Source organism: Enterobacter sp. RIT418 (assembly GCF_003057745.1).
In the GTDB taxonomy this organism is placed as follows: Bacteria; Pseudomonadota; Gammaproteobacteria; order Enterobacterales; family Enterobacteriaceae; genus Enterobacter.
In genome coordinates this window covers 208,966-230,634 of sequence record NZ_QBJD02000003.1, presented here as the reverse complement: position 1 = coordinate 230,634, position 21,669 = coordinate 208,966, and the positions used below count along the sequence as shown (strand labels likewise).

The 21,669-nt window shown below is 57.5% G+C and carries 21 protein-coding genes; 11 read left to right on the top strand and 10 right to left on the bottom strand.

Features of this window, described 5'->3' with window-relative positions; translation table 11 throughout:
* The first annotated feature begins 6 nt into the window (after positions 1-6).
* Together fdxH and fdnI are read left to right on the top strand one after the other, a co-directional pair.
* Positions 7-891: a formate dehydrogenase subunit beta gene (fdxH, locus tag DBY73_RS04900; RefSeq protein ID WP_112010075.1), complete on the top strand. Its 885-nt coding sequence runs from the start codon at positions 7-9 to the stop codon at positions 889-891.
* Positions 884-1,540, top strand: a complete 657-nt coding sequence (fdnI, locus tag DBY73_RS04895; protein ID WP_112010074.1) for a formate dehydrogenase-N subunit gamma — start codon at positions 884-886, stop codon at positions 1,538-1,540. The genes fdxH and fdnI overlap by 8 nt, the downstream gene beginning before the upstream one ends.
* 35 nt (positions 1,541-1,575) lie before the next feature.
* Here fdnI and ppk2 read toward each other — a convergent pair whose 3' ends face one another.
* Positions 1,576-2,394: a polyphosphate kinase 2 gene (gene ppk2, locus DBY73_RS04890; protein ID WP_112010073.1), complete on the bottom strand. Its 819-nt coding sequence runs from the start codon at positions 2,392-2,394 to the stop codon at positions 1,576-1,578.
* A gap of 144 nt (positions 2,395-2,538) precedes the next feature.
* Here ppk2 and araJ point away from each other — a divergent pair, with 144 nt between their 5' ends.
* Positions 2,539-3,714 (top strand): MFS transporter AraJ, encoded by a 1,176-nt coding sequence (gene araJ / locus DBY73_RS04885; RefSeq protein WP_112010072.1) that lies wholly within the window; start codon positions 2,539-2,541, stop codon positions 3,712-3,714.
* A gap of 11 nt (positions 3,715-3,725) precedes the next feature.
* Here the strand turns inward: araJ and DBY73_RS04880 are convergent, their stop codons facing one another.
* Positions 3,726-4,928, bottom strand: a complete 1,203-nt coding sequence (locus tag DBY73_RS04880) for an NAD(P)/FAD-dependent oxidoreductase (protein ID WP_112010071.1) — start codon at positions 4,926-4,928, stop codon at positions 3,726-3,728.
* A 200-nt stretch (positions 4,929-5,128) separates the two neighbouring features.
* Here DBY73_RS04880 and DBY73_RS04875 point away from each other — a divergent pair, with 200 nt between their 5' ends.
* Positions 5,129-5,635 carry an Rrf2 family transcriptional regulator gene (locus DBY73_RS04875; protein WP_112010070.1) on the top strand — a complete coding sequence of 169 codons (507 nt, stop codon included), beginning with the start codon at positions 5,129-5,131 and terminating at the stop codon, positions 5,633-5,635.
* Positions 5,636-5,676: 41 nt separating this feature from the next.
* Here DBY73_RS04875 and adhP read toward each other — a convergent pair whose 3' ends face one another.
* Entirely contained in the window at positions 5,677-6,687 is a 1,011-nt protein-coding gene (gene adhP / locus DBY73_RS04870; protein ID WP_112010069.1) for an alcohol dehydrogenase AdhP, read from the bottom strand.
* Positions 6,688-6,929: 242 nt separating this feature from the next.
* Here adhP and DBY73_RS04865 point away from each other — a divergent pair, with 242 nt between their 5' ends.
* A complete protein-coding gene (locus DBY73_RS04865) occupies positions 6,930-7,529 on the top strand; it encodes an inorganic diphosphatase (protein WP_112010068.1) in 600 nt (199 codons plus the stop codon).
* A 36-nt stretch (positions 7,530-7,565) separates the two neighbouring features.
* Here the strand turns inward: DBY73_RS04865 and DBY73_RS04860 are convergent, their stop codons facing one another.
* The 6 genes from DBY73_RS04860 to DBY73_RS04835 form a co-directional block, all read right to left on the bottom strand.
* Positions 7,566-9,275: an ABC-F family ATP-binding cassette domain-containing protein gene (locus DBY73_RS04860; protein WP_112010067.1), complete on the bottom strand. Its 1,710-nt coding sequence runs from the start codon at positions 9,273-9,275 to the stop codon at positions 7,566-7,568.
* Between the two features lie 577 nt (positions 9,276-9,852).
* Positions 9,853-11,550: an NAD-dependent malic enzyme gene (locus DBY73_RS04855; RefSeq protein ID WP_112010066.1), complete on the bottom strand. Its 1,698-nt coding sequence runs from the start codon at positions 11,548-11,550 to the stop codon at positions 9,853-9,855.
* A gap of 176 nt (positions 11,551-11,726) precedes the next feature.
* Positions 11,727-11,864: a stationary-phase-induced ribosome-associated protein gene (sra, locus tag DBY73_RS04850; RefSeq protein ID WP_013096533.1), complete on the bottom strand. Its 138-nt coding sequence runs from the start codon at positions 11,862-11,864 to the stop codon at positions 11,727-11,729.
* A 95-nt stretch (positions 11,865-11,959) separates the two neighbouring features.
* Entirely contained in the window at positions 11,960-12,175 is a 216-nt protein-coding gene (bdm, locus tag DBY73_RS04845) for a biofilm-dependent modulation protein (protein ID WP_112010065.1), read from the bottom strand.
* Between the two features lie 140 nt (positions 12,176-12,315).
* Positions 12,316-12,837: a VOC family protein gene (locus DBY73_RS04840; protein ID WP_112010064.1), complete on the bottom strand. Its 522-nt coding sequence runs from the start codon at positions 12,835-12,837 to the stop codon at positions 12,316-12,318.
* Between the two features lie 50 nt (positions 12,838-12,887).
* Positions 12,888-13,739 carry a Vmh family MBL fold metallo-hydrolase gene (locus DBY73_RS04835; protein WP_112010165.1) on the bottom strand — a complete coding sequence of 284 codons (852 nt, stop codon included), beginning with the start codon at positions 13,737-13,739 and terminating at the stop codon, positions 12,888-12,890.
* 110 nt (positions 13,740-13,849) lie between these two features.
* Here DBY73_RS04835 and DBY73_RS04830 point away from each other — a divergent pair, with 110 nt between their 5' ends.
* On the top strand, positions 13,850-14,731 hold the full coding sequence (locus DBY73_RS04830; RefSeq protein ID WP_112010063.1) for a LysR family transcriptional regulator: 882 nt from the start codon (positions 13,850-13,852) through the stop codon (positions 14,729-14,731).
* 75 nt (positions 14,732-14,806) lie between these two features.
* Positions 14,807-15,235 carry an OsmC family protein gene (locus tag DBY73_RS04825; protein ID WP_112010062.1) on the top strand — a complete coding sequence of 143 codons (429 nt, stop codon included), beginning with the start codon at positions 14,807-14,809 and terminating at the stop codon, positions 15,233-15,235.
* 2 nt (positions 15,236-15,237) lie between these two features.
* Here DBY73_RS04825 and DBY73_RS04820 read toward each other — a convergent pair whose 3' ends face one another.
* Positions 15,238-16,164 carry a LysR family transcriptional regulator gene (locus DBY73_RS04820; protein ID WP_112010164.1) on the bottom strand — a complete coding sequence of 309 codons (927 nt, stop codon included), beginning with the start codon at positions 16,162-16,164 and terminating at the stop codon, positions 15,238-15,240.
* Between the two features lie 137 nt (positions 16,165-16,301).
* Between DBY73_RS04820 and DBY73_RS04815 the strand changes: the two genes are divergently transcribed.
* From DBY73_RS04815 to DBY73_RS04800, 4 genes are all read left to right on the top strand, one after another.
* Positions 16,302-17,051 carry an SDR family oxidoreductase gene (locus DBY73_RS04815; protein WP_112010061.1) on the top strand — a complete coding sequence of 250 codons (750 nt, stop codon included), beginning with the start codon at positions 16,302-16,304 and terminating at the stop codon, positions 17,049-17,051.
* A 136-nt stretch (positions 17,052-17,187) separates the two neighbouring features.
* Complete coding sequence (locus tag DBY73_RS04810) at positions 17,188-18,657, top strand: alpha/beta hydrolase (RefSeq protein WP_112010060.1); 1,470 nt, start codon at positions 17,188-17,190, stop codon at positions 18,655-18,657.
* A 94-nt stretch (positions 18,658-18,751) separates the two neighbouring features.
* Positions 18,752-19,963 carry a diguanylate phosphodiesterase gene (locus DBY73_RS04805; RefSeq protein ID WP_112010059.1) on the top strand — a complete coding sequence of 404 codons (1,212 nt, stop codon included), beginning with the start codon at positions 18,752-18,754 and terminating at the stop codon, positions 19,961-19,963.
* Positions 19,964-20,040: 77 nt separating this feature from the next.
* Positions 20,041-21,585 carry a methyl-accepting chemotaxis protein gene (locus DBY73_RS04800; protein WP_112010058.1) on the top strand — a complete coding sequence of 515 codons (1,545 nt, stop codon included), beginning with the start codon at positions 20,041-20,043 and terminating at the stop codon, positions 21,583-21,585.
* The last annotated feature ends 84 nt before the right edge of the window (positions 21,586-21,669 follow it).

Sequence of the window (21,669 nt, the reverse complement as noted above, 5' to 3'; positions counted from 1 at the left end):
GAATAAATGGCGATGGAAACACAAGACATTATTAAACGCTCCGCGACAAACGCCATGACCCCCGCGCCGCGCGCGCGGGATTACAAGGCCGAAGTCGCCAAGCTTATCGATGTCTCCTCCTGCGTGGGCTGCAAAGCCTGCCAGGTGGCATGCTCGGAGTGGAATGACATTCGCGACGAGGTGGGGCACTGCGTCGGGGTTTACGATAACCCTGCCGATCTCAGCGCCAAGTCGTGGACGGTAATGCGCTTTAGCGAAACCGACCAGAACGGCAGGCTGGAGTGGCTGATCCGCAAAGACGGCTGTATGCACTGCGAAGATCCGGGCTGCCTGAAGGCGTGCCCGTCCGCGGGGGCGATCATTCAGTACGCCAACGGGATCGTCGATTTCCAGCAGGACCACTGCATCGGCTGCGGCTACTGCATCGCCGGGTGTCCGTTTAACGTCCCGCGCCTCAATAAAGAGGATAACCGGGTCTATAAATGCACCCTGTGCGTGGACCGCGTCAGCGTCGGGCAAGAGCCTGCCTGCGTGAAGACGTGCCCAACGGGCGCCATCCACTTCGGCACCAAGAAAGAGATGCTCGAAGTGGCGCAGCAGCGCGTGGACAAGCTGAAGGCGCGCGGTTACGAAAACGCGGGCATTTACAACCCGCAGGGCGTGGGCGGAACGCACGTGATGTACGTGCTGCACCATAACGACCAGCCGGAGCTGTACCACAACCTGCCGAAAGATCCGGCGATCGATACCTCGATCAACCTGTGGAAAGGGGCGCTCAAGCCGCTTTCCGCGGCGGGCTTTATCGCCACCTTTGCCGGGCTGATTTATCACTACATCGGCATTGGGCCGAACAAAGAGGTGGACGACGACGAGGAGGAGCATCATGAGTAAGTCGAAGATGATTGTGCGCACGAAGTTTATTGACCGCGCCTGTCACTGGACGGTGGTGATCTGCTTCTTCCTGGTGGCGGTTTCGGGAATTTCGTTCTTCTTCCCGACGCTGCAGTGGCTGACGGAAACCTTTGGTACGCCGCAGATGGGTCGCATCCTGCACCCGTTCTTCGGCGTGCTGATTTTCGTGGTGCTGATGTTTATGTTCGTACGCTTCGTCCACCACAACATCCCGGACAAGCAGGACATTCCGTGGGTGAAGGGGATTATCGAAGTTCTGAAAGGCAACGAGCATAAGGTCGCAAAAGTCGGCAAATACAACGCCGGGCAGAAGATGATGTTCTGGACCATCATGAGCATGATTTTCGTGCTGCTGGTGACCGGGGTGATCATCTGGCGTCCGTATTTTGCGCACTATTTCCCGATTCAGGTGGTGCGCTACGCGCTGCTTATCCACGCCACGTCGGCCATCATTTTGATCCACGCCATCCTGATCCATATGTATATGGCATTCTGGGTGAAAGGCTCGATTAAGGGGATGATCGAAGGGAAGGTGAGCCGCCGCTGGGCGCAGAAACACCATCCGCGCTGGTACCGCGACGTTGAGCGCATGGAGGCGCAGGAAGAGAGCACGAAAGGGCTGAAATAGCGTAAGCGCCGCCGGTGTTGACCGGCGGCGTTTTGCTAAAACCGTTCTTCGACATACCTGAACGGGTATTTTGTCGGCTTCACCTTGCCGATTTTACGCTTCGGTAAATCCATCGTTTCGATATGCAGGTCTTTATAGGGGATCTGTGAAAGCAGATGCGAAATAATATTGAGCCGCACGCGTTTTTTATCCTCCGACCGGGCAACAAACCACGGTGCCCACGCGGTGTCGGTGGCTTTGAACATCTCATCCCGCGCGACGGTATACTCATCCCACAGGTTGAATGATTTAATGTCCATCGGCGACAGCTTCCACGTTTTACGTCCGTCGTTAATCCGGTCGCGAAGGCGGCGCTCCTGCTCTTTTGGCGTCACTTCGAGCCAGTATTTCAGTAAGATGATCCCCGCATCAACCATCGCTTTTTCCATCACCGGCGTGCCGTCGAGAAATCTCTCCACCTGTTCCTCGGTACAAAAGCCCATGACGCGCTCAACGCCCGCGCGGTTATACCAGCTGCGATCGAAGATGACGATTTCTCCCGCGGAAGGCAGGTGGGAAACGTAGCGCTGCAAATAGAGCTGGCTCTTTTCCTTTTCCGTGGGGGCCGGCAGGGCGACAACCCGGAAAACTCGGGGGCTGACGCGCTCGGTGATGGCTTTGATGGTTCCTCCTTTGCCCGCGCCGTCTCGCCCCTCAAACACGATGCACACCTTCAGGCCTTTGCTGACCACCCATTGCTGGAGCTTCACCAGCTCCACGTGCAGGCGGCGCAGCTCTTTTTCATACTCTTTGGTTTTGAGGGGCGCTTTTGCTGCGTCATCAACCCCTTTGCTCGCGTTCTTCTTGCTGACCATAGCTGTCATCCTCTTTGCGGGTCTCTCTGAAGTGTAATCGACCTGAATAAATGGACTAACGTGTCAGAGATCGGTTTTGAACTGGTTCACCATACCAGTTTGGTCAATAATGCCGGTTGCCTCTCTTTTCTTTGTGGTTGCGGTATGAAAAAAACGATCTTTTCGCTGGCGCTCGGCACGTTCGGTCTTGGTATGGCCGAGTTCGGCATTATGGGCGTCCTCACCGAGCTGGCGCACGATACCGGGATATCCATTCCCTCCGCCGGGAACATGATCTCGTTCTATGCGTTTGGCGTGGTGATTGGCGCGCCGATTGTGGCGCTCTTTTCTAACAGGTTCTCGCTGAAATCCACGCTGCTGTTTCTGGTGGCAATGTGCGTCATCGGTAACGCCATCTTCAGCCTGTCGACGACGTACACCGGGCTGGCGGTCGGGCGGCTGATTTCCGGCTTCCCCCACGGCGCTATCTTTGGCGTCGGCGCGATCCTCCTGTCGAAAATTGCGCCGCCGGGCAGGGTGACGGTGGCCGTTGCGGGCATGATTGCCGGGATGACGGTCGCCAACCTGGTGGGCGTACCGCTCGGCACCTGGCTTGGACATGCGTTCAGCTGGCGCTACACCTTCTGGCTGATTGCCGCCTTCGACGCGCTGGTGATTTTGTCCGTGCTGGCGTGGGTACCTAACGTCTATGACAAAACGGAAAACCGGCTGACCGAACAGTTTCATTTTCTCAAGCGCCCGGAGCCGTGGCTTATCTTCGCCGCCACCCTGTTTGGCAACGCCGGGGTCTTTGCCTGGTTCAGCTTCGTTAAGCCTTTTATGCTCAACGTATCCGGTTTCTCCGAAGGGGGAATGACGGCCATCATGATGCTGATGGGGCTAGGGATGGTGCTCGGCAACCTGATGAGCGGGAAACTCTCCGGCCGCTTTAGCCCGTTACGCATTGCGGCCACCACCGACCTGGTCATCGTCGCCTCGCTGCTGCTGCTCTTCGCATTTGGCGAGCACCCGACCGCGTCGCTGACGATGGGGTTCATCTGCTGCGCCGGGCTGTTTGCGCTCTCTGCGCCGCTGCAAATCCTGCTGCTGCAAAACGCGAAGGGGGGAGAATTGCTTGGGGCGGCGGGAGGCCAGATGGCGTTCAATCTGGGCAGCGCGATTGGCGCCTATTTTGGCGGAATGATGATCACGTTCGGCTTTAGCTGGAGCTACGTCACGCTGCCCGCGGCGCTGCTCTCCTTCCTGGCAATGGGATCGCTACTGATCTACGGCTACCGACAGGCTAAACGTACGCAGGCTAACGCGCGGGCGCTAGCCTGACGGGATACTCCCTACACGAATTTCGCCAGCGGATCGGCCGCCGCAAACGCGACGCTGCGGTCTGCCGCGGGCGGGTAAATCAGCTCGTTGGTGATGGCGATTTTGATTTTCTTCGCCTCATCGCGAACCGATTTCACCTGCTGATCCCAGCCCTCGGTATAGACCGCGCCCCAGCCCCCTAAATCAAGACAGGTCACATAGTTCACCTGACGGTAAGGCAGCGGTGGCTGATTAAGCAGGCTGGCCGCGGCGTTATGGCCCGCAAACTTGCCGAGCTGAATAGCGTGCTGGCAGGTCATCAGCGCCGTGTTGCCTACGTCGTCGGTTTTGGCATGCGCCATATCGCCGGTGGCGTAAACGTCCGGGTGCTGCGGCACCTGCAGGTTTTTATTGACGATAAGGCGTCCCTGGCTATCGCGTTCGCCGCCGATCTGCCGGCTCAGCGGGTTGGCTTCGACGCCAGCGGTCCACACGACGGTGGATGTCGCAATACGCTCGCCGTTCTTCAGCGTCACGCCGCCGTCATCTATCGCTTCAATTTCGCTGTTCAAACGCCACTCTACGCCCAGCTCAAGGCTTGCATCCGCAATGGTTTTACGCAGCGCCTCGCTGTAGCGTCCGCCGATGACCGCGCCCCTTTCAACTACGATGACTTTAGTCTGCGTATCTTCGCCGAAACGGTCGCGAAGACGGGCAGGCAGTTCGGTCGCCAGCTCGATACCGGTAAAACCACCGCCGCAGACCACCACGGTGTTACGCTCGGGCGTCGAAGGGCGCGCAACCAGCGAATCAAGGTGCTGCTCAAAGACCTGAGCGGATCCAAGCTGGTCGATATCGAACGCATATTCAGCCAGCCCGGCAATCGGTGGACGTCTAGTCTGGCTACCCGTTGCCAGCACCAGGCGCTCATAGCTTACGGTCATTTCCTGGCCATTCGCATCGCGCCAGACCACTATTTTATCATTTGTATCAATACGTTCCGCGCTACCCGCAATAAATTCAATGTCCAGTTCGCTAAAGAGATCGCTCAGCGGCGCAACCAGCGTGGCGACCTTTTCTTCATAAAAACGTGGACGAACGCGCAACTCTGCGACGGGTGCCAGAACGGCAATCGACAGAGCGTTATTTCCCGTCAGCGCGGACAGGCGAGCGGCACTGACCGCAGCCCACATACCGGAAAAACCACTACCCACAATTAAAATCTGCTTTTTCATCTTCGATCCTTTTGGTCGTCAGGCTGGGTGTCTGACATAACTGCAACTATACTTGTCGGAGTTAACTGCGACAACTCCTTTCTGAGTTAAATTTAAATGGTGCCATAAATCAGCAGGTTAATCAGTTGCGGTAACGATCGCGGTGTTTATCATGCCGAACGTAGCTATAATGACCCGGATAAATAATTTCGGAGTTAATCATGGCTTTTTACAGTTCCGGCGTGGAATACGGCATTCATAGCCTGATGTGCATGGTCGATGCTAAAGGGAACGAGCGCGAGATGAGCGTCCGGGAGATGGCGGCGCTGCAGGGCGTGCCTTACGACTACCTGGGCAAGATCTTCACGCGCCTGTCGCGCGCCGGTCTGGTGAGCAGCACCGAAGGCAAGGGCGGGGGCTTCAGGCTGGCGCGTCCGGCCGAGCTGATCTCGGTGCTGGACGTGGCGCACGCCATTGACGGTGAAAAAAACATGTTTGAATGTCGGGAAGTGCGCCAGCGGCTGGCGGTGTTTGATGAAGCGCCCCCGGCGTGGGCGTGTGACGGCCCGTGCGGCGTGCGCTCGGTGATGGACAGCGCCCAGCAGCGGATGGAGGAGGAGCTGGCGCGGCACACGATTTTAGATCTCGCGCGGAAAATGTACCGCAAAGCGCCGGATACGTTTCAGATTGAAGTGCAGGAGTGGATTGCCGACAGGCGGTCTTCCTGAAGAGAAGCCGGGCAGGGCGACGCCTTCACCCGGCAGAGATCTTACGAACGTAAATCGATCACCATGCGGCCGCGAATTTGGCCCTGTTCCATCTCTTTAAAAATGGCGTTGATATCCTCCAGCGGGCGCATTGCCACTTTCGGAACCACTTTGCCCTCGGCGGCAAACTGGAACGCTTCCACCAGATCCTGACGCGTGCCCACCAGCGACCCCACAACCTGAATGCCGTCCAGCACCAGACGCGGAATATCGAGGCTCATCGACTCCGGCGGCAGGCCCACGGCCACCACGCGGCCCCCCGCGCGCACGGCATCTACCGCCGAGTTAAACGCCGCTTTTGCCACCGCCGTGACCACCGCAGCGTGCGCGCCGCCGGTTTTCTCCTGAATGATTTTAGCGGCATCTTCGCTGCGCGAGTTAATGGTTAAATCAGCGCCCATGCTGGCCGCCAGCTTGAGCTGCTCATCGTTCACGTCGATGGCAATAACCTTCGCATTGAAGACGTTTTTCGCATACTGCAGCGCGAGGTTCCCTAAGCCGCCGAGGCCGTAGATGGCAATCCACTGGCCCGGCTTGATGTAGGAGATTTTCACCGCTTTATAGGTGGTCACCCCGGCACAGGTGATGCTGCTTGCCGCGGCGGAATCCAGTCCGTCAGGCACTTTGACCGAGTAATCGGCGGTGACGATGCACTCTTGCGCCATGCCGCCGTCAACGGTATAACCGGCGTTTTTCACGTCGCGACACAGGGTTTCATTCCCGGTATTACAGTATTCACAGTGGCCGCAGCCTTCAAAGAACCACGCTACGCTTGCGCGATCGCCCACCTTGAGCGAGGTCACGCCAGGCCCAATCTCTTTCACGATGCCAATCCCTTCGTGTCCCAGGATCACGCCGGTTTTGTCGCCGAAATCACCGTTTTTAACGTGAAGATCGGTATGACATACCCCGCAGCATTCCATTTTGAGCAGGGCTTCGCCATGCTTAAGCGGGCGTAATGTTTTTTCGGTGACGTTAACCTGGTGATCGTGTGTAACTACAGCAGCCTTCATAGGTTTCTCCTTGTTCATGACGAGATTCTGCATTGCGCATACTACCCCTCAAGGATTAATACTTTGGCGTGCTAATGCAAGGTAACCGCAACATAATGTAATAAATTCAGACCATTTCAGATTAAGAACAGAGCGATCCTCTAATAAATAGGGGGGAATAAAACTGCCAAAAAAACGTCATGTTTCCGTCATGCGGCAAACGTAACGTGTTGTCTTTCCAATAACCGAAGAGTTAAAAGACAATGCATCTGGTGAAAAAACTTATCGCAGCGGGCGTTTTCCTGTCCGCTTCCGTACAGGCACAAAATATTCTTGAGTTTCCTCAGCCGGACAATAATCCGGAGGAGTTCTACGCCGTCACCGAGATCCCGGCGGGTGGGATAATCAAATACGAAACCGATGCAAAGACCGGGTTTATCGTTGCCGATCGCTTCCAGTCCATGCCGGTGGCGTATCCGGCGAACTACGGCTCGTTGACCCAGTCTTTAGCCGGTGACGGCGATCCGCTGGACGTCATCTTCTATACCCGCGCACCGCTGGCGCCGGGCACGCTGATCAAGCTGCGCGCCATCGGCGTGCTGAAGATGGTGGACGGCGGCGAGAAGGACGACAAAATCGTGGCGGTCCCTGCCAGCAAAATCGACCCGACGTACGACGACATCCACGAGCTGAGCGATCTGCCGAAGATTGAGGTCCAGCGCCTTGAGTCATTTTTCCGCGTCTACAAGCAGCTGCCGGAAGGGCGTAAAAACGTGGAGCTGAGCGGCTTTAACGATGCCGCCGCGGCGAAACAGGAAATCAAGCAGGCGTGGGATGCGTGGAAAGCAAAAGCCCCGCAGTGATTAACTGGCCCGGCGAAATAACCGCCGGGCGCAGGACTACAGCTGTTCTTCCAGGTTTTTAATCTCCTCGCGCCACTGCGCCTGAAGCTGCGGTTTTTGATGCTTCGGCTTGCGCGCCAGATCCTCTGCAAGCAGCGCCTCCAGCGCAACCAGGCGCTCGAGCAAATCATCTGAAGGCGAAGGCTGCTTCGAGGCTGTTTGAACGACCGCCGCCTGCGGTATGACGCCGGACGATTCGCGCAGCCACTCAAACACGGCTTCGGCGTCGTGCCACTCGCTGAGCGCACCGTCCTCAATCAGCCAGAAGCGGTTGCAGCTGTGGCTAATCAGCTGGCGATCGTGGCTCACCAGCAGGACACCGCCTTCAAACTGCTGGAGAGTTTCTGCCAGCGCCTCTTTGCCTTCCATATCCAGATGGTTGGTCGGCTCGTCGAGCATCAGCAGGCTATACCGGGCGAGCGTCAGCCCAACAAACAGCAGCCGTGAACGCTCTCCGCCGCTGAGGGTGCTGACCTTCTGCCCGTGGCGCGCCCATGGGAAACCGGCGCCGATCAGCGCCATCTTGCGATCCTGCGGATGGGGCGCAAACGGCTCAAGCGCGTCCAGCAGCGTGGCGTTGTCCGGCAGCTGGTTTAGCGTCTGGTCATAGTAGCCGGGAGCAACGCGAGGGTGGATTTTCAGCCCGTCCTCCGCCGGTTCTTCGGTCATCTGGCGCCAGATAAGCCGCATCAGGGAGGATTTCCCGCAGCCGTTGCGTCCGACAATCGCCACGCGATCGCCGCTTTTCAGCCGCGCAATGTCCACGTTGAACAGCGCGGGCTGGCCGGGCGCGGGCGGTACGGCAAGATTTACCATCTCCAGCAGGCGGTCAGCCCGCAGCGCGTCGCCGCGCAGGGTGAGCGTCCACGGGCTGCCCGCCGTGAGCGCGGTCTGGCTTACCTTCAGCCGCTCGACCTGTTTTTCCATCTGCTTCGCCTTGCGGGCCAGATCTTCGTTGTCGTAGACCTTGCCCCAGGTCGCCAGCCGCCTGGCGCTGGCGGCAACGCGGTCAATCTCCTTTTGCTCGGCCTTGTGGCGCAGCGCGTCGCTTTCGTCCTTCGCCAGCAGCGCCTTTCGCGCCGTCGTGCAGGGCAGGGCAAAGTAGTGCAGCGTTTTATCGCGCAGGATCCAGCTGCCGTTAGTGACGGCGTCCAGCAGCTGCCGGTCGTGCGAGACCAGCACGAAGCTTCCCGACCAGCTCAGTAAAAACTGCTCCAGCCAGAGCAGGGTTGGCAGATCGAGGTGGTTGCTGGGCTCGTCAAGCAGCAGCAGGTCCGGATCGCGAATCAGCGCCCGCGCCAGCAGCAGCCGCGTGTGCTGGCCGCCGCTGAGCGTGGCCGCGCACAGCGCCATATCGTGCGGCGTAAAGCCCATTCCCGCCAGCAGCGTTTCCGCTTTCCAGCGCAGGCTTTCCCGTTCACCGACAGGGAGTTGTGCCAGGACCGCGTCCAGCATGGTCAGTGAGAGAATTTCCTGCGGCAGGTGCTGTTCCACGCGCGCCAGCAGGCAATGCCCGGCCAGCGCAACGGTGCCGAAAGCAGGGGAGTCGGTGCCGTCGAGGATCTTTAACAGCGTGCTTTTGCCGCAGCCGTTATCGCCCAGCAGGCCGATGCGGTCGCCTTTTTTCAGCGTAAAGGAGAGAGAGTCGAAGAGCGTGCCAAACGCCGTTTCAACGCGTAAAGATTGTGCAGTGAGTAAAGTGCTCATTGTTGCTTACCCAAGAGTTACAGGCATGTGTATGCCTCGTCAAACATCGCTGACGATAACTCAGTAAGCCCGAGAGAAGGGATTTCAGGGGTTGGTGTCTTCGCTCAAGCAGAAGTTATCGCAGCACGATACCGATAACGCTTGAGCTGGTGCGATCACCAAGTGTATGTGAAACATTGAAAATTTCACAGTACAGCATAATTGGCCTCCTTATATTCAGTGGGTTAATGAATGAAGGGAGTGTAGCGGGGGAAAGAGAGTTTGGCTAGAGGGTATCTCGCACTAGGCGGTGGGCTCCCCACATATTACACTCTGGCACCGAAAACCCCCTCTCCCTTGAGGGAGAGGGCTGGGGTGAGGGGGAACATACGACTGTGGTGGTTGTAACGTTCACTTTACGAGCCTTGCAACTCTGAAATCACACGACTTGTGAACGCGTTAAGGAGGCTCACCGCCGCCTCCTTAACAATCCGGGCTCCCGGCAATTTTGTCTTCGGCTAATTCCTTCCGGCTTATCGGGGACGGGCGGAGGTAACGTCCATTAAAGCCCACGACAAGGAAACGGTCGAGCGCAACGTTAAATCGACGTCCGACGATAGCTTCGGTATTCCGGCATCCAGTAGTTATCGTCTATAGCCTGCTGCAAGGCGTCTGCGGAGGTTTTCACCGCCACGCCCTGCTGCTGCGCCATTTTACCGACCGCGAACGCGATCGCGCGGGACACTTTCTGAATATCCTTCAGCTCCGGCAGCACCAGCCCTTCGCCGTTGTTCACCAGCGGAGAATAACCGGCCAGCGTTTCGCTTGCGGACATCAGCATCTCATCGGTAATGCGCGACGCGCCGGAGGCGATCACGCCCAGACCAATCCCCGGGAAGATGTAGGAGTTGTTGCACTGGGCAATCGGATAGACCTTATCTTTCCATACTACCGGATCGAACGGGCTGCCGGTCGCGACCAGCGCGTTGCCCTCGGTCCAGGCAATGATGTCCTGCGGCGTCGCTTCCACGCGCGAGGTAGGGTTAGACAGCGGCATCACGATAGGGCGCTCGCAGTGTTTATGCATCTCGCGAATGATCTCCTCGGTGAAGAGACCGGTTTGCCCGGATACGCCGATCAGAATGTCCGGCTTCACGTTGCGCACCACGTCAAGCAGGGAAAGGACTTCGTTGTCGGTATCCCAGTTCTTCAGGTTTTCACGTTTCTGCACCAGCTTGGTCTGGAACGGAAGCAGGTTCGGCATGCCGTCGGTCAGCAGGCCGAAGCGGTCAACCATAAACACGCGGGAGCGGGCCAGCTCCTCGCTTAACCCTTCGCGCTGGGTCTGGGAGATGATTTGCTCGGCGATACCGCACCCGGCGGAGCCTGCGCCAAGGAAGACAATTTTCTGATAGCTGAGCTGGCTGCCCGCCGCGCGGCTGGCGGCAATCAGCGTGCCGACGGTGACGGCGGCGGTGCCCTGGATGTCATCGTTAAACGAGCAGATCTCATCGCGATAGCGGTTCAGCAGCGGCATGGCGTTCTTCTGGGCAAAATCTTCGAACTGCAGCAGCACGTCCGGCCAGCGGTGCTTCACGGCCTGGATAAAATCATCAACGAACTGATAATACTCGTCGTCGGTAATGCGCGGATGGCGCCAGCCCATGTACAGCGGATCGTTCAGCAGCTGCTGATTGTTGGTCCCCACGTCCAGCACCACCGGCAGGGTATACGCCGGGCTGATGCCGCCACAGGCGGTATACAGAGAGAGCTTGCCGATGGGGATCCCCATCCCGCCGATGCCCTGGTCGCCGAGGCCCAGAATACGTTCCCCGTCGGTCACCACGATCACCTTGATGTTGTGGTTTGGCACGTTTTGGAGGATATCATCCATGTTGTGACGGTTCGGCCAGGAGATGAACACGCCGCGCGAGCGACGGTAAATTTCGGAGAAACGCTCACAGGCCGCGCCGACCGTAGGGGTATAAATCACCGGCATCATCTCTTCGAGATGGTTTTGCACCAGGCGATAGAAAAGCGTTTCGTTGGTGTCCTGGATGTTGCGCAGGTAGATGTGTTTATCGATTTCGGTTTTGAAGCCCTGATACTGAATCCAGGCGCGCTCCGCCTGTTCTTCAATGGTTTCGACCACTTCCGGCAGCAGGCCAAGCAGGTTAAAGCTGCTGCGCTCTTCCATGCTAAAGGCGCTGCCTTTGTTGAGCAGGGGGAATTCGAGCAGAACGGGGCCGGCGTACGGAATATAAAGGGAACGATGTTTTTTCAGTTTGTTGTCCATGTCACTCACTCAATTTTTGAAGATCCGTCCCTGACACTGTCGTTTATCATCTTTCTGGGCTGTGCTGAGGGCTGCGGTTCGGGAGATAGTATAAAGGAGCTGAAAATGAATTACCGCACCACATAAAAAAAACACCATCGGTTTTGCCGATGGTGTTGTGGATTTCTTAGCGGGACTTACTTGCCTGCGTGGCGTTTTCTGCCGGTAGCGTGGGTGACTTGCGTTTCGCTGTCGCCCTCGATCACCACTTTACGTTGGTTCGACAGCTTGTAGTTCAGCCCCAAAATATGGCGTGCCTGACGGTTCGATTTCATGTTAACTCCTCAATCCTGTTGATAGTTTTAAGGACAAGCCTGCTTGCACAAGCGAAATGTAACCCCTTAGGTTGCAGATCCAGCTTAGCAGATTTTCAGAAAGCGGCATGCTGGCCGCTGACGACGTAGTTAATGGTTTGCTGGTAGATGTCACTGAGGATGTCATTGTCTGAAGCCTCAACCCATTTGGTCAGCTCCATCAAAATGTCATCTTCAGTAACAGCTCCACGCTCTGCATGGATGCCTTGCGCAATGGCGTTAACAAGCTCGGGCTGTGCTGAAGTGGTGTGTGCCGGGTAATAAGTAAACATACTGCCTCCGTGTCGTTGTCTGTTTAATGGTACGGCTCGCAAAAATTTAATTCCTGAACAGAGTCGCAAATATTTTTGCGGATGTGGCTAAGATTCGTCCTGGAAATAAAAATATCATTTTCCAGGAAGAAAAAGGGGAATTAAGGTTTCCAGCGGCGTAGCGCGGTCTTTTTTTCATACGGCATAGGAGAGGGCCAGGAAATCAGTTCGACAATGCTGCCCCAGGGCGTTTGCCCGTAGCAAAACGCATTGCCTTCTCCGCGCTCATCCGGAAAGGTAAGCGGCTTGGGTTCGGTGAACATCTCACCACCGGCCGCGGTAAATGACGAAATTGCCTTTGAAAAATCATCGACATAAACGGCAAAGTGCTGTAGCCCGAAATCGCTGGCGCGCGCGGGATGTCCTTGTTCAGGGCCGTGCATTTCAAACAGCTCAACCCCAGGCCCGTGGGGCATGGCAAGCATGCGTATTGCGCGGATGCGCGTGCCGGGGAATAGCCTCAGCGTATGTTCCTGGGCATCGTGGTCAATATTATCGCTGTTCGGCGTAACGGAGTGATATAAAACGCGCGCGTCAAAGGCGCGTTCAAAAAATAAAGTGGCTTGTTCAATGTCCGGTACCGTAATACCAATGTGGTCAATTCCTCTTACCGTCGAAGGCATTTTTTTCTCCTGCTATAAAATAATAAATATAGCAGGAGAAATTCAGGCTATTACCACTTCATTTCGCCGGTATTCACTTTGGCGCTGAGCTCCAGAGAACTCTCTTCCGCCAGGTGGGGATACTGTTTTTTCATCGCAGCGATAACGCCCGCGGAATGTTTGCTATCCGCCAGGGCCTGTTCAAAGTGCTGCAAATACTGGCGAGTAAAGTCGATGGCGCCGGTTCCCGCTGGCGGCGTACCGAGGTAGTGGCCGGGGATCACGCGCTCGGGCTCGTGTGCGGCCATCGCCTCCAGCGTTTGCTGCCACTGCTGGCGAACCGCTTTGGTTTGCGTATCCGCCGTCCAGACGTGGATCCCCCACGATACGCCGGTTCCGCCCAGAATGGTTTTCGCCGATGGGATCCAGACGTAGGCGGCGTAGCTGTCTGCGTCTTCAAGGTCCACTTTTTCGCCGTCGATGGTAAACGTGTTTGAGGCAAGAACCTGCGGAACGAACAGCGCCGTTGGCGCACCGTCCTTCATCTGCGGGCCCCAGTAGGCGAGCTTGGCGTCCTTGGTAGCCTTGATATGGTCAACAACCCGCTGGGTAGCGAGCACTTTGGCGTTCGGGAAGGCCTTCACCAGCGGCTGAAGGCCAAAATAGAAGTCCGGATCGCCGGAGGTGATAACAATTTTATTCAGCGTTTTGCCGCTTTTACGGATTTTTTCGACCAGCGCTTCGCCGTCCTTCACGCTGAACTGCGCGTCAAACAGCACGGCCTCTTTCGGCCCGGAAACCAGAGTCGAAGAGACGGCAAAAATGGCCTTCTCCTGCGGATTGTAGGTATCAACGGTCAGCGGGGTGGCAAACGCAACCGGCGTAAAAACGGCGCCCAGCGCGGCAAGGTGGGTAGGCTTCATCATCGTGTCTCTGTTATCAGGAAAGTCTTTATTATAGAGAACGGAGCATTTGCCACTATTCCTGAAACAGGACATGCTTAGTTTCATAAATCGAGCAGATGGAGCTATAAATGGATCGCGTGATTGCCGCTCAGGTCTATAACCGCATATGTGAACTGGGAAGCCTAAGCGCCGCCGCAAGAGCGCTGGGAATTTCTCGCCCTATGGTCAGCCGCTATCTGGAACAGATGGAAAAATGGGCGGGCGCGCGGCTGGTTAACCGCTCAACGCGCAAGCTCACCCTGACCGCCGCAGGGGAAAAGGTGCTGCAAAAAACGCGCACGCTGTCTCAGATATCGCAGGAAATTGAGGATCAGTCCGCAAGCGACATGCCGTCCGGCACGCTGCGCGTCGCCTGCGCGCACTTCACGGCGATGCAGGTGATCGCCCCGGTGCTGCCGGAGATGCTTGCGCGTTTTCCGCACCTGCGCGTCGAGCTGGACGTGAATAACCATCCCGTCAGCCTCGTGGGCGAACGCATTGACGTGGCGATCCGTATTACCGATACCCCCGAACCGGGGATGATCGCGCGCAGGATCGGGGAGTGCCGCTCGGTGCTCTGCGCCTCGCCGCAATACCTTGCCGCGCGCGGCACGCCCGAGCGTCTGGAGGATTTAGCAGAGCATAACTGCCTGCATTACAGCTTTTTTGCCGGGCAGTCGTGGCGGTTTATTAGCCCCGATGGCGAACCGGCGTCCGTGGCCGTGAGCGGTAACCTGAGCGCGAGCATATCCTCTCTGCTGATGGAGGCCGCCATCAACCACTGCGGTATTGCCATGCTGCCCGAGCGCGAGGCGCAGAACGCGCTGCAAAACGGAACCCTGGTTCCGGTGCTGAGCGAATTTACGCCGAAGCCGATCGGTATTTATGGCATTTATCAGTCGCGTGACTATCAGCCCGCTGCCCAGCGAGTGTTCCTCGACGCATTGGCGCACTCGCTTTCACTCGGGTAAGACTCGTCTGTGTTCGCAGCAAAATGTGACTGACGTCCTATACTTAACCCTTTGTAAGCCAAAAGGAGAGCAATAATGACGATTCATAAGCACGGTTCGGCACACTGGTCTGGTGATATTAAGCGCGGGAAAGGGACGGTTTCTACCGAGAGCGGCGTCCTGAATCAACAACCTTACGGCTTTAACACCCGTTTCGAAGGGGAAAAGGGCACCAACCCGGAAGAGCTGATTGGCGCGGCGCACGCGGCATGCTTCTCAATGGCGCTGTCATTGATGCTGGGCGAGGCGGGCTACACGGCTGATTCCATCGACACGAAAGCGGTCGTCTCTCTGGACAAAACCGACGGCGGGTTTGCCATCAGCAAAATTGCCCTGCAAAGCAAGGTGACGGTGCCTGGCATCGATCCGCAGCAGTTTGACGGCATCATCCAGAAGGCGAAGGCCGGATGTCCGGTTTCTCAGGTGCTGAAGGCCGAAATCACCCTGGACTACACGCTTAATTAACCTCAGGCCGGGCGATCGCCCGGCTCGTTTTTCAGCGCGGCGGGAAACACCTCTGCCAGCCACGCGATAAAGACCCGGAGGCGGTGCGTCAGGTGCCTGTTCTGCGGGTAGACCACGTGAAAAGGATAAGCCTTCGGACGCCAGTCCCGAAGGATCTCAACCAGAGTTCCTGCCTGCAGACGATCCCGAATGGCATAGCCAAACGTCTGAATAATCCCTAAACCTGACACGGCGGCCGCCAGATGGCCGTTACTCTCATTAACGCCGAGATAATGCGGCACGGCGATCTCCAGCGCGTCGCCATTTTCCCTGAAGCGAAACGGAAATGCCCGCCCGGTGATCGGTGAAAGATAGCTGACCAGCCGGTGGCCGTTGCGCAGCTCCTGCGGGTACGCCGGCACGCCATACGTCTTCAGATAGCGCGGCGTCGCGCAGGTGAGCAGTTCGGCATCGCCAATGTGGCGGGCAATCAGGGTGGAATCATTCAGCGGGCCGCCCCGAATAACGCAGTCCACGTTGCCGCTGATCAAATCCACCGGGCGGTCGGAGACGCCGAGGTCGATGCGGAGATCCGGGTAGCGCTGCATAAAATCGGGCAGAAGGGGGATCAGCACGTCGCGAGCGGTTGAGCCTCCGACGTCAATGCGCAGATGCCCCTTTGGCGTGCAGCATGACGCGCGAAAGGAGGTGTCGATATCTTCGATGTCGATGAGCACCCGCATGGCTTTCTCGTAATATTCCCTTCCTTCCGGCGTCGTGACGACGCGACGCGTGGTGCGGTGCAAGAGCCTCGTTTCCAGATGAGCCTCAAGGGATTTCACCAGCTTGCTCAGCGTGGCGATCGGCATATTCAGTGAATCCGCCGCGCGGGTAAAACTGCCTGATTCCACTACGCGCGCAAAGGCACGCATTGCCATGAGTTGATCCACGCGCTTCCCCTTGATTATTTCCCATTGTGAAAAGTCATTTTCATTTTTGCCCATTTTTCGCTAATCCCGCAAGGGCTAAAGTCTGTTCAACGCGGGCGAAAGCCTGCATCTCTCAACGCGAAAATAAGGTAAATAACATGAATACAACGCTCGCAGGAAAAATCGCACTGGTCACCGGCGGCAGCACGGGGATTGGTCTTGCCACCGCGCAGGAGCTAGCTGAACAGGGCGCTAAGGTCTATATCACAGGCCGTCGCCAGGCAGAGCTGGACGCCGCGGTCGCGGAAGTGGGCTCATCGGCGGTGGGCATTCGCGCCGACGTGTCTAAACTCGCTGACCTTGATGAGGTATACGCCCGGATAGCAAAAGACGAAGGGCGGCTGGATATCCTGTTCGCCAACGCGGGAGGCGGGGACATGCTGCCGCTCGGCGCGATTACCGAAGAACAGTTTGACCGCATTTTCGGCACCAACGTGCGCGGCCTGCTCTTTACGGTGCAAAAGGCGCTGCCGCTGCTCTCTGCCGGGGCATCGATTATCCTGACCGGGTCGACCGTCTCCATTAAAGGGACGGCAAACTTCAGCGTTTACAGCGCCAGCAAAGCCGCCGTGCGCAACTTTGCCCGCTCGTGGGCGCTGGATTTGCAGGGGCGGGGTATCCGCGTCAACGTGGTCAGCCCCGGCCCCGTCAAAACGCCCGGCCTGGGCGATCTGGTTCCCGAGGAACAGCGCCAGGGCCTGTTCGACGCGCTGGCCGCGCAGGTGCCGCTTGGACGTCTTGGCGCACCCGGCGAAGTGGGTAAAGCCGTGGCGTTTTTAGCCTCCGATGCGGCAAGCTTTATCAACGCCACCGAGCTGTTTGTGGACGGCGGGATGGCGCAGATTTAAAGCAGAGGGTGCTACAGCCTTTCGAGGAGGGCTGTAGCACCGTATTATCTTCGTTGCCGATAACTACCATGAATACGTCAGTCCCTTCACATTTTTGGTAAGATTGAGAAAGACCAAATAGGTAAGGGATAGCAGGATGGTGAATCTGCCGTGGCGCATCAGCGTTCGGGTCATGGGGCTCTTAAAAAAAATCGCGCTGGTGCTGGGAACCGCGCTGGTCGTGCTGCTGGCGGTGCGAATTTACCTCTCGCAGCAGGGGCCGGATCTGCATCTCTGGCACACCTGGCGAGCGGATGAAATGACCGTGCGGGAGATGGATGAATCCGACTATGCTCACTACGTCGCGCGGGAAAACGCTATCTTTACCGATCTGGATAACCGCGTCACCGCGAAAAGCGGGGCGGAGGCGCGTACGCCGCTCAACCGCTACTACCGTAAAAGCCTGGTCTGGCCGGGACAGTTCGCGCCCGATGCGAACCGCTCGTTTGTGCTGATGCCTGCCGGAACGCCTCGCGGCGCGGTTGTGCTGCTGCACGGGCTAACGGATTCCCCCTACAGCGTGAGGCATCTTGCCCTTAACTATCAGCGTCGCGGTTTTGTCGCCGTGGTGCCTCGACTTCCCGGACACGGCACCGCCCCCGGCGCGCTGACGAACGTTGACTGGGAGATGTGGATGGCGGCCACGCGGCTCGCCGTGCGCGAGGCCACCCGCCTTGTAGGGGACAAGGTTCCGCTGCATCTGGTGGGGTACTCCAACGGCGGCGCGCTGGCGATGAAATATGCCCTCGACGCGCTGGACTCCGCGCAGCTGCGAAAACCTCAGCAGCTGGTCCTGCTGTCGCCGATGATTGGCGTCACGTCCTTCGCCCGGTTTGCAGGACTGGCGGGCCTTCCCGCCATGCTGCCCGCGTTTGCTAAGGCGGCGTGGCTCACTATCGCACCGGAATACAATCCCTATAAATACAACTCGTTCCCGGTGAACGCCGCGCGCCAGTCATGGCTTCTGACGCAGGCCCTGCAGGAGCAGCTAGGCCGCGACGCGCGGGAGCAGCGGCTTGACGGTCTGCCGCCCGTGCTGGCGTTCCAGTCGGTGATGGATTCTACGGTCAGCACCCGCGCGGTGGTAACCGAGCTGTTCGAACGCCTTCTGCAAAACGGCAGCGAGCTGGTGATCGTCGACATTAACCAGGCAGCAAGCTTCAGGCCGCTGTTCAAACCGGCATCATGGACGGCGGTGTCTGAACTGTTGCCGCCGAAGGTGAGGCGTTACACTGTCACAACGATAACCAACGCCAGCGAGCACAGCCTTGACGCGGTGGCCAAAACCACGCCCGCAGGCCAAACCTGGGAGCGCGTTGAGCCGCTCTCTACGCCATATCCGGCAGAAATCTACTCGCTCTCGCACGTTGCCGTGCCGTTCCCGCCCGATGATGATTTGTACGGCCGCCACCCGGAGGTGAAAAACCGCTACGGCATTAGCATGGGAACCATTGCGCTGTGGGGAGAAACGTCGGTGCTCAGCGTAAGCAAAGACGCGCTGATGCGGGTCACCTCGAATCCGTTTTACGGATACATGGAGGAAAGAATCAATGAAAAAATGGATTAACCGTTAAATCATTCATGGGTTTTATATATTAACGTCAGGCAGTAACGTATGCTTACTATAGCGTAATGCTCCCCTTACTACAGGACTCGACACTGTGCTGACCACACTCATCTATCGAAGCCAGTTGGATTCATCCTGTCATTCTGACGCGCTGAATGTGCTGGTTGACCACGCAAGGCTGCGCAACGCGGCGCTCGGCATTACGGGGATTATGCTCTACAACGGGCAGGATATCCTGCAGGTCCTCGAAGGCAGCGAAGAGCAGGTGGAAGCCCTCTTTCAGCGCATCGTTATGGATAAGCGTCATGCTTTCGTCGTTGAGCTAATGCGCGATTACGGTCCCCGCCGACGCTTTGAAAACGTGGGGATGCTGCTGTTCGATCTTCAGATAAGCTCCCCAAAGACCGTTCTCCAGTCCGTGCTGCGCTACAGCAAGCTTGAAAGCTACATCGTATCGGACGATCGGGTATTCAAATTCATACAGTCGTTCATCACCCGCGAAAATAACGCCCGGCAGCACCGCGATAAGCCGGCAGAGGCGTGGACGCTCTCCTGTGAACCACATCCGTTGGGCGAGCCTCTGGGACTTATCGCTGGCCAGAGCTGTCAGTTTGCCCTCCAGCCCATAGTTGAGCCCTATGAAGGCAAAATCAGCTCGTTTGAAATGCTGATCCGCGGCAATGACGGCGGCAACCCTGAGCAATTTTTCGCAAACCTCGATTCCGCAAAGATCTATGAGGTCGACCTGCAGACCAAGGCCTACGCCTTTGCGCTCGCCAAAAGTCTGAAGATCGGCAGCCATAAAATAGCGGTAAATCTGCTGCCAATGTCGCTTGTCAACGTGCCGGGCGCGGTAGAGTTTTTGGTTGAGCAAATCCAGCTCAGCGGCCTTCAGCCGGAGCAGGTCATTATCGAAGTGACCGAAAACGAGATGATTTCCGGCTTCAACACCTTCAACAAGGCGATCAAAGCGCTTCGCGGCACGGGGATTGGTTTCGCAATCGATGATTTTGGCTCCGGCTATGCGGGGCTATCGCTGCTGACGAAGTTTCAGCCTGATAAGATCAAGATTGACCGCGAAATTATAAGCAACGTGCATTTGAGCGGGCCGAAGCAGGCAATCGTTAAGTCTATCGTCAGCTGCTGTACCGATCTGGAAATCACGCTCGTCGCGGAGGGCATCGAGAAGCTGGAGGAGTGGCGATGGCTTGAGTCCGCAGGCATACGCCGCTTTCAAGGGTTTCTGTTCGCCCGTCCGCAGCTCAACGGCGTCGGCGATATTCACTGGCCGCATATGTTGCGTTAGCACGGCAACGATAACTTTAATTAATTAAAGAAACGATTCAGCCGATAACTATAGGGAGTGTTTATCCTGAGGTAGTTATGTCGTTAAAAAAATCATCGCTGATCGTTCTGTTTTCGCTGCTGTTTTTCTTTGTTGCCAGCACCATCACCACGGTTGGTCTCATCCTTAAAAGCAACAACTCGCTCGATAACGTTAATAAAGAGATTCAGGTGGTGCTGTCCATCATCGACCCGATCAACCACAGCCGTACGCTGCGCGTGCGGGTGATGGAGTACGTGAAGATGGTCGAGGTGGGGAATACCGCAGACGGTGCCGCCAGGCTGGATGCCGTGAAAGAAGCGCTGACCAAGGCCGATAGCGCCTTTGCGGCCTTTATGGCCGCGCCGCGGCTGGCGGATGAAGCGCCGCTGGTGAGCGCCTATCGGGAAGCCTGGCTCAACTATCGCGATCGCGGGCTGGAGCCGTTTATTGCCGCCGCGGCCGCTCACGACGTTGCGAAATTTAACGCGCTGATCCCCACCGTTTCTCAGCTTGACCGCCGGTATGAAGTCGTCCTCGACCAGGTGCTGTCCGTTCATCAGAAATATGCCAAACGCCTGAACGAAGACGCGCGGAATAACTTCGTTTCCGGCCTGGCGATCATTGCCGGGATTGCTTTCCTGTTCGTCGCCGTGATCGTTGCCGTCAGCCTGCTGATGCGCCGCTTCGTGTTCGCGCCGGTCAACCTGGCCCGTGAACACTGTAGCCAAATCGCCGCGGGCAGGCTGGATATTCCGGTGCCGGTGAAGGGCAGCGCGGGGAATGAAATTGACCACCTGATGGGGTCAATGGAGCAGATGCGCCTGGCGCTTCTCGACACCATTGCGCAGGTACGTGATGCCAGCAACAGCGTCACCCACGCCGCGCAGGAAATCGCCGCCGGTAATATCGACCTTGCCTCGCGCACCGAGCAGCAGGCGGCCGCCCTGACGCAAACGGCGGCCAGCATGGAAGAGCTGAACGCGACCGTGGCAAACAACACCGATAACGTCTACGAGGCGGGCAAGCTGGTCCAGGACGCGGTGACTAACGCCCACACCGGAGAGGCGGTGACGCGTGAAGTCATCGAGACCATGAATACCATTGCCGCCAACTCAAAGCGCATCGAAGATATCACTAACGTCATCAACAGCATCGCCTTCCAGACCAACATTCTCGCCCTGAATGCCGCCGTGGAGGCCGCGCGCGCCGGTACGCAGGGGCGCGGGTTTGCCGTGGTGGCGACCGAGGTGCGCACGCTGGCGCAGAAAAGCGCGGTTGCCGCGAAAGACATTGAAAATCTTATCGCGCAGTCCGTATCCAGCGTAAAAAATGGCGCCGCGCTGGTGAATCGTTCAGGTGACGTGATCGACGCGATTATCTCTTCGGTGAATAAGGTCAATTCGCTGATGGGACAGATCTCCATCGCCTCCGAGGAGCAGAACCGCGGTATCGGACAGATTGGCCAGGCGGTCACCGAGATGGACGGCGTCACGCAGCAGAACGCGGCGCTGGTCCAGCAGTCTGCCTCCGCGGCGGCGTCGCTGGAGGCACAGGCGCAGCAGCTGACGCAAAGTATTTCGAGCTTCAGGCTGCCCGCGTGACATGCCCCACGCGCTGACGGGGCGATAACCCACAAAGACAAATCCTTACACACTCGGGACTTGTAGATTCATTGGTATCGTTTA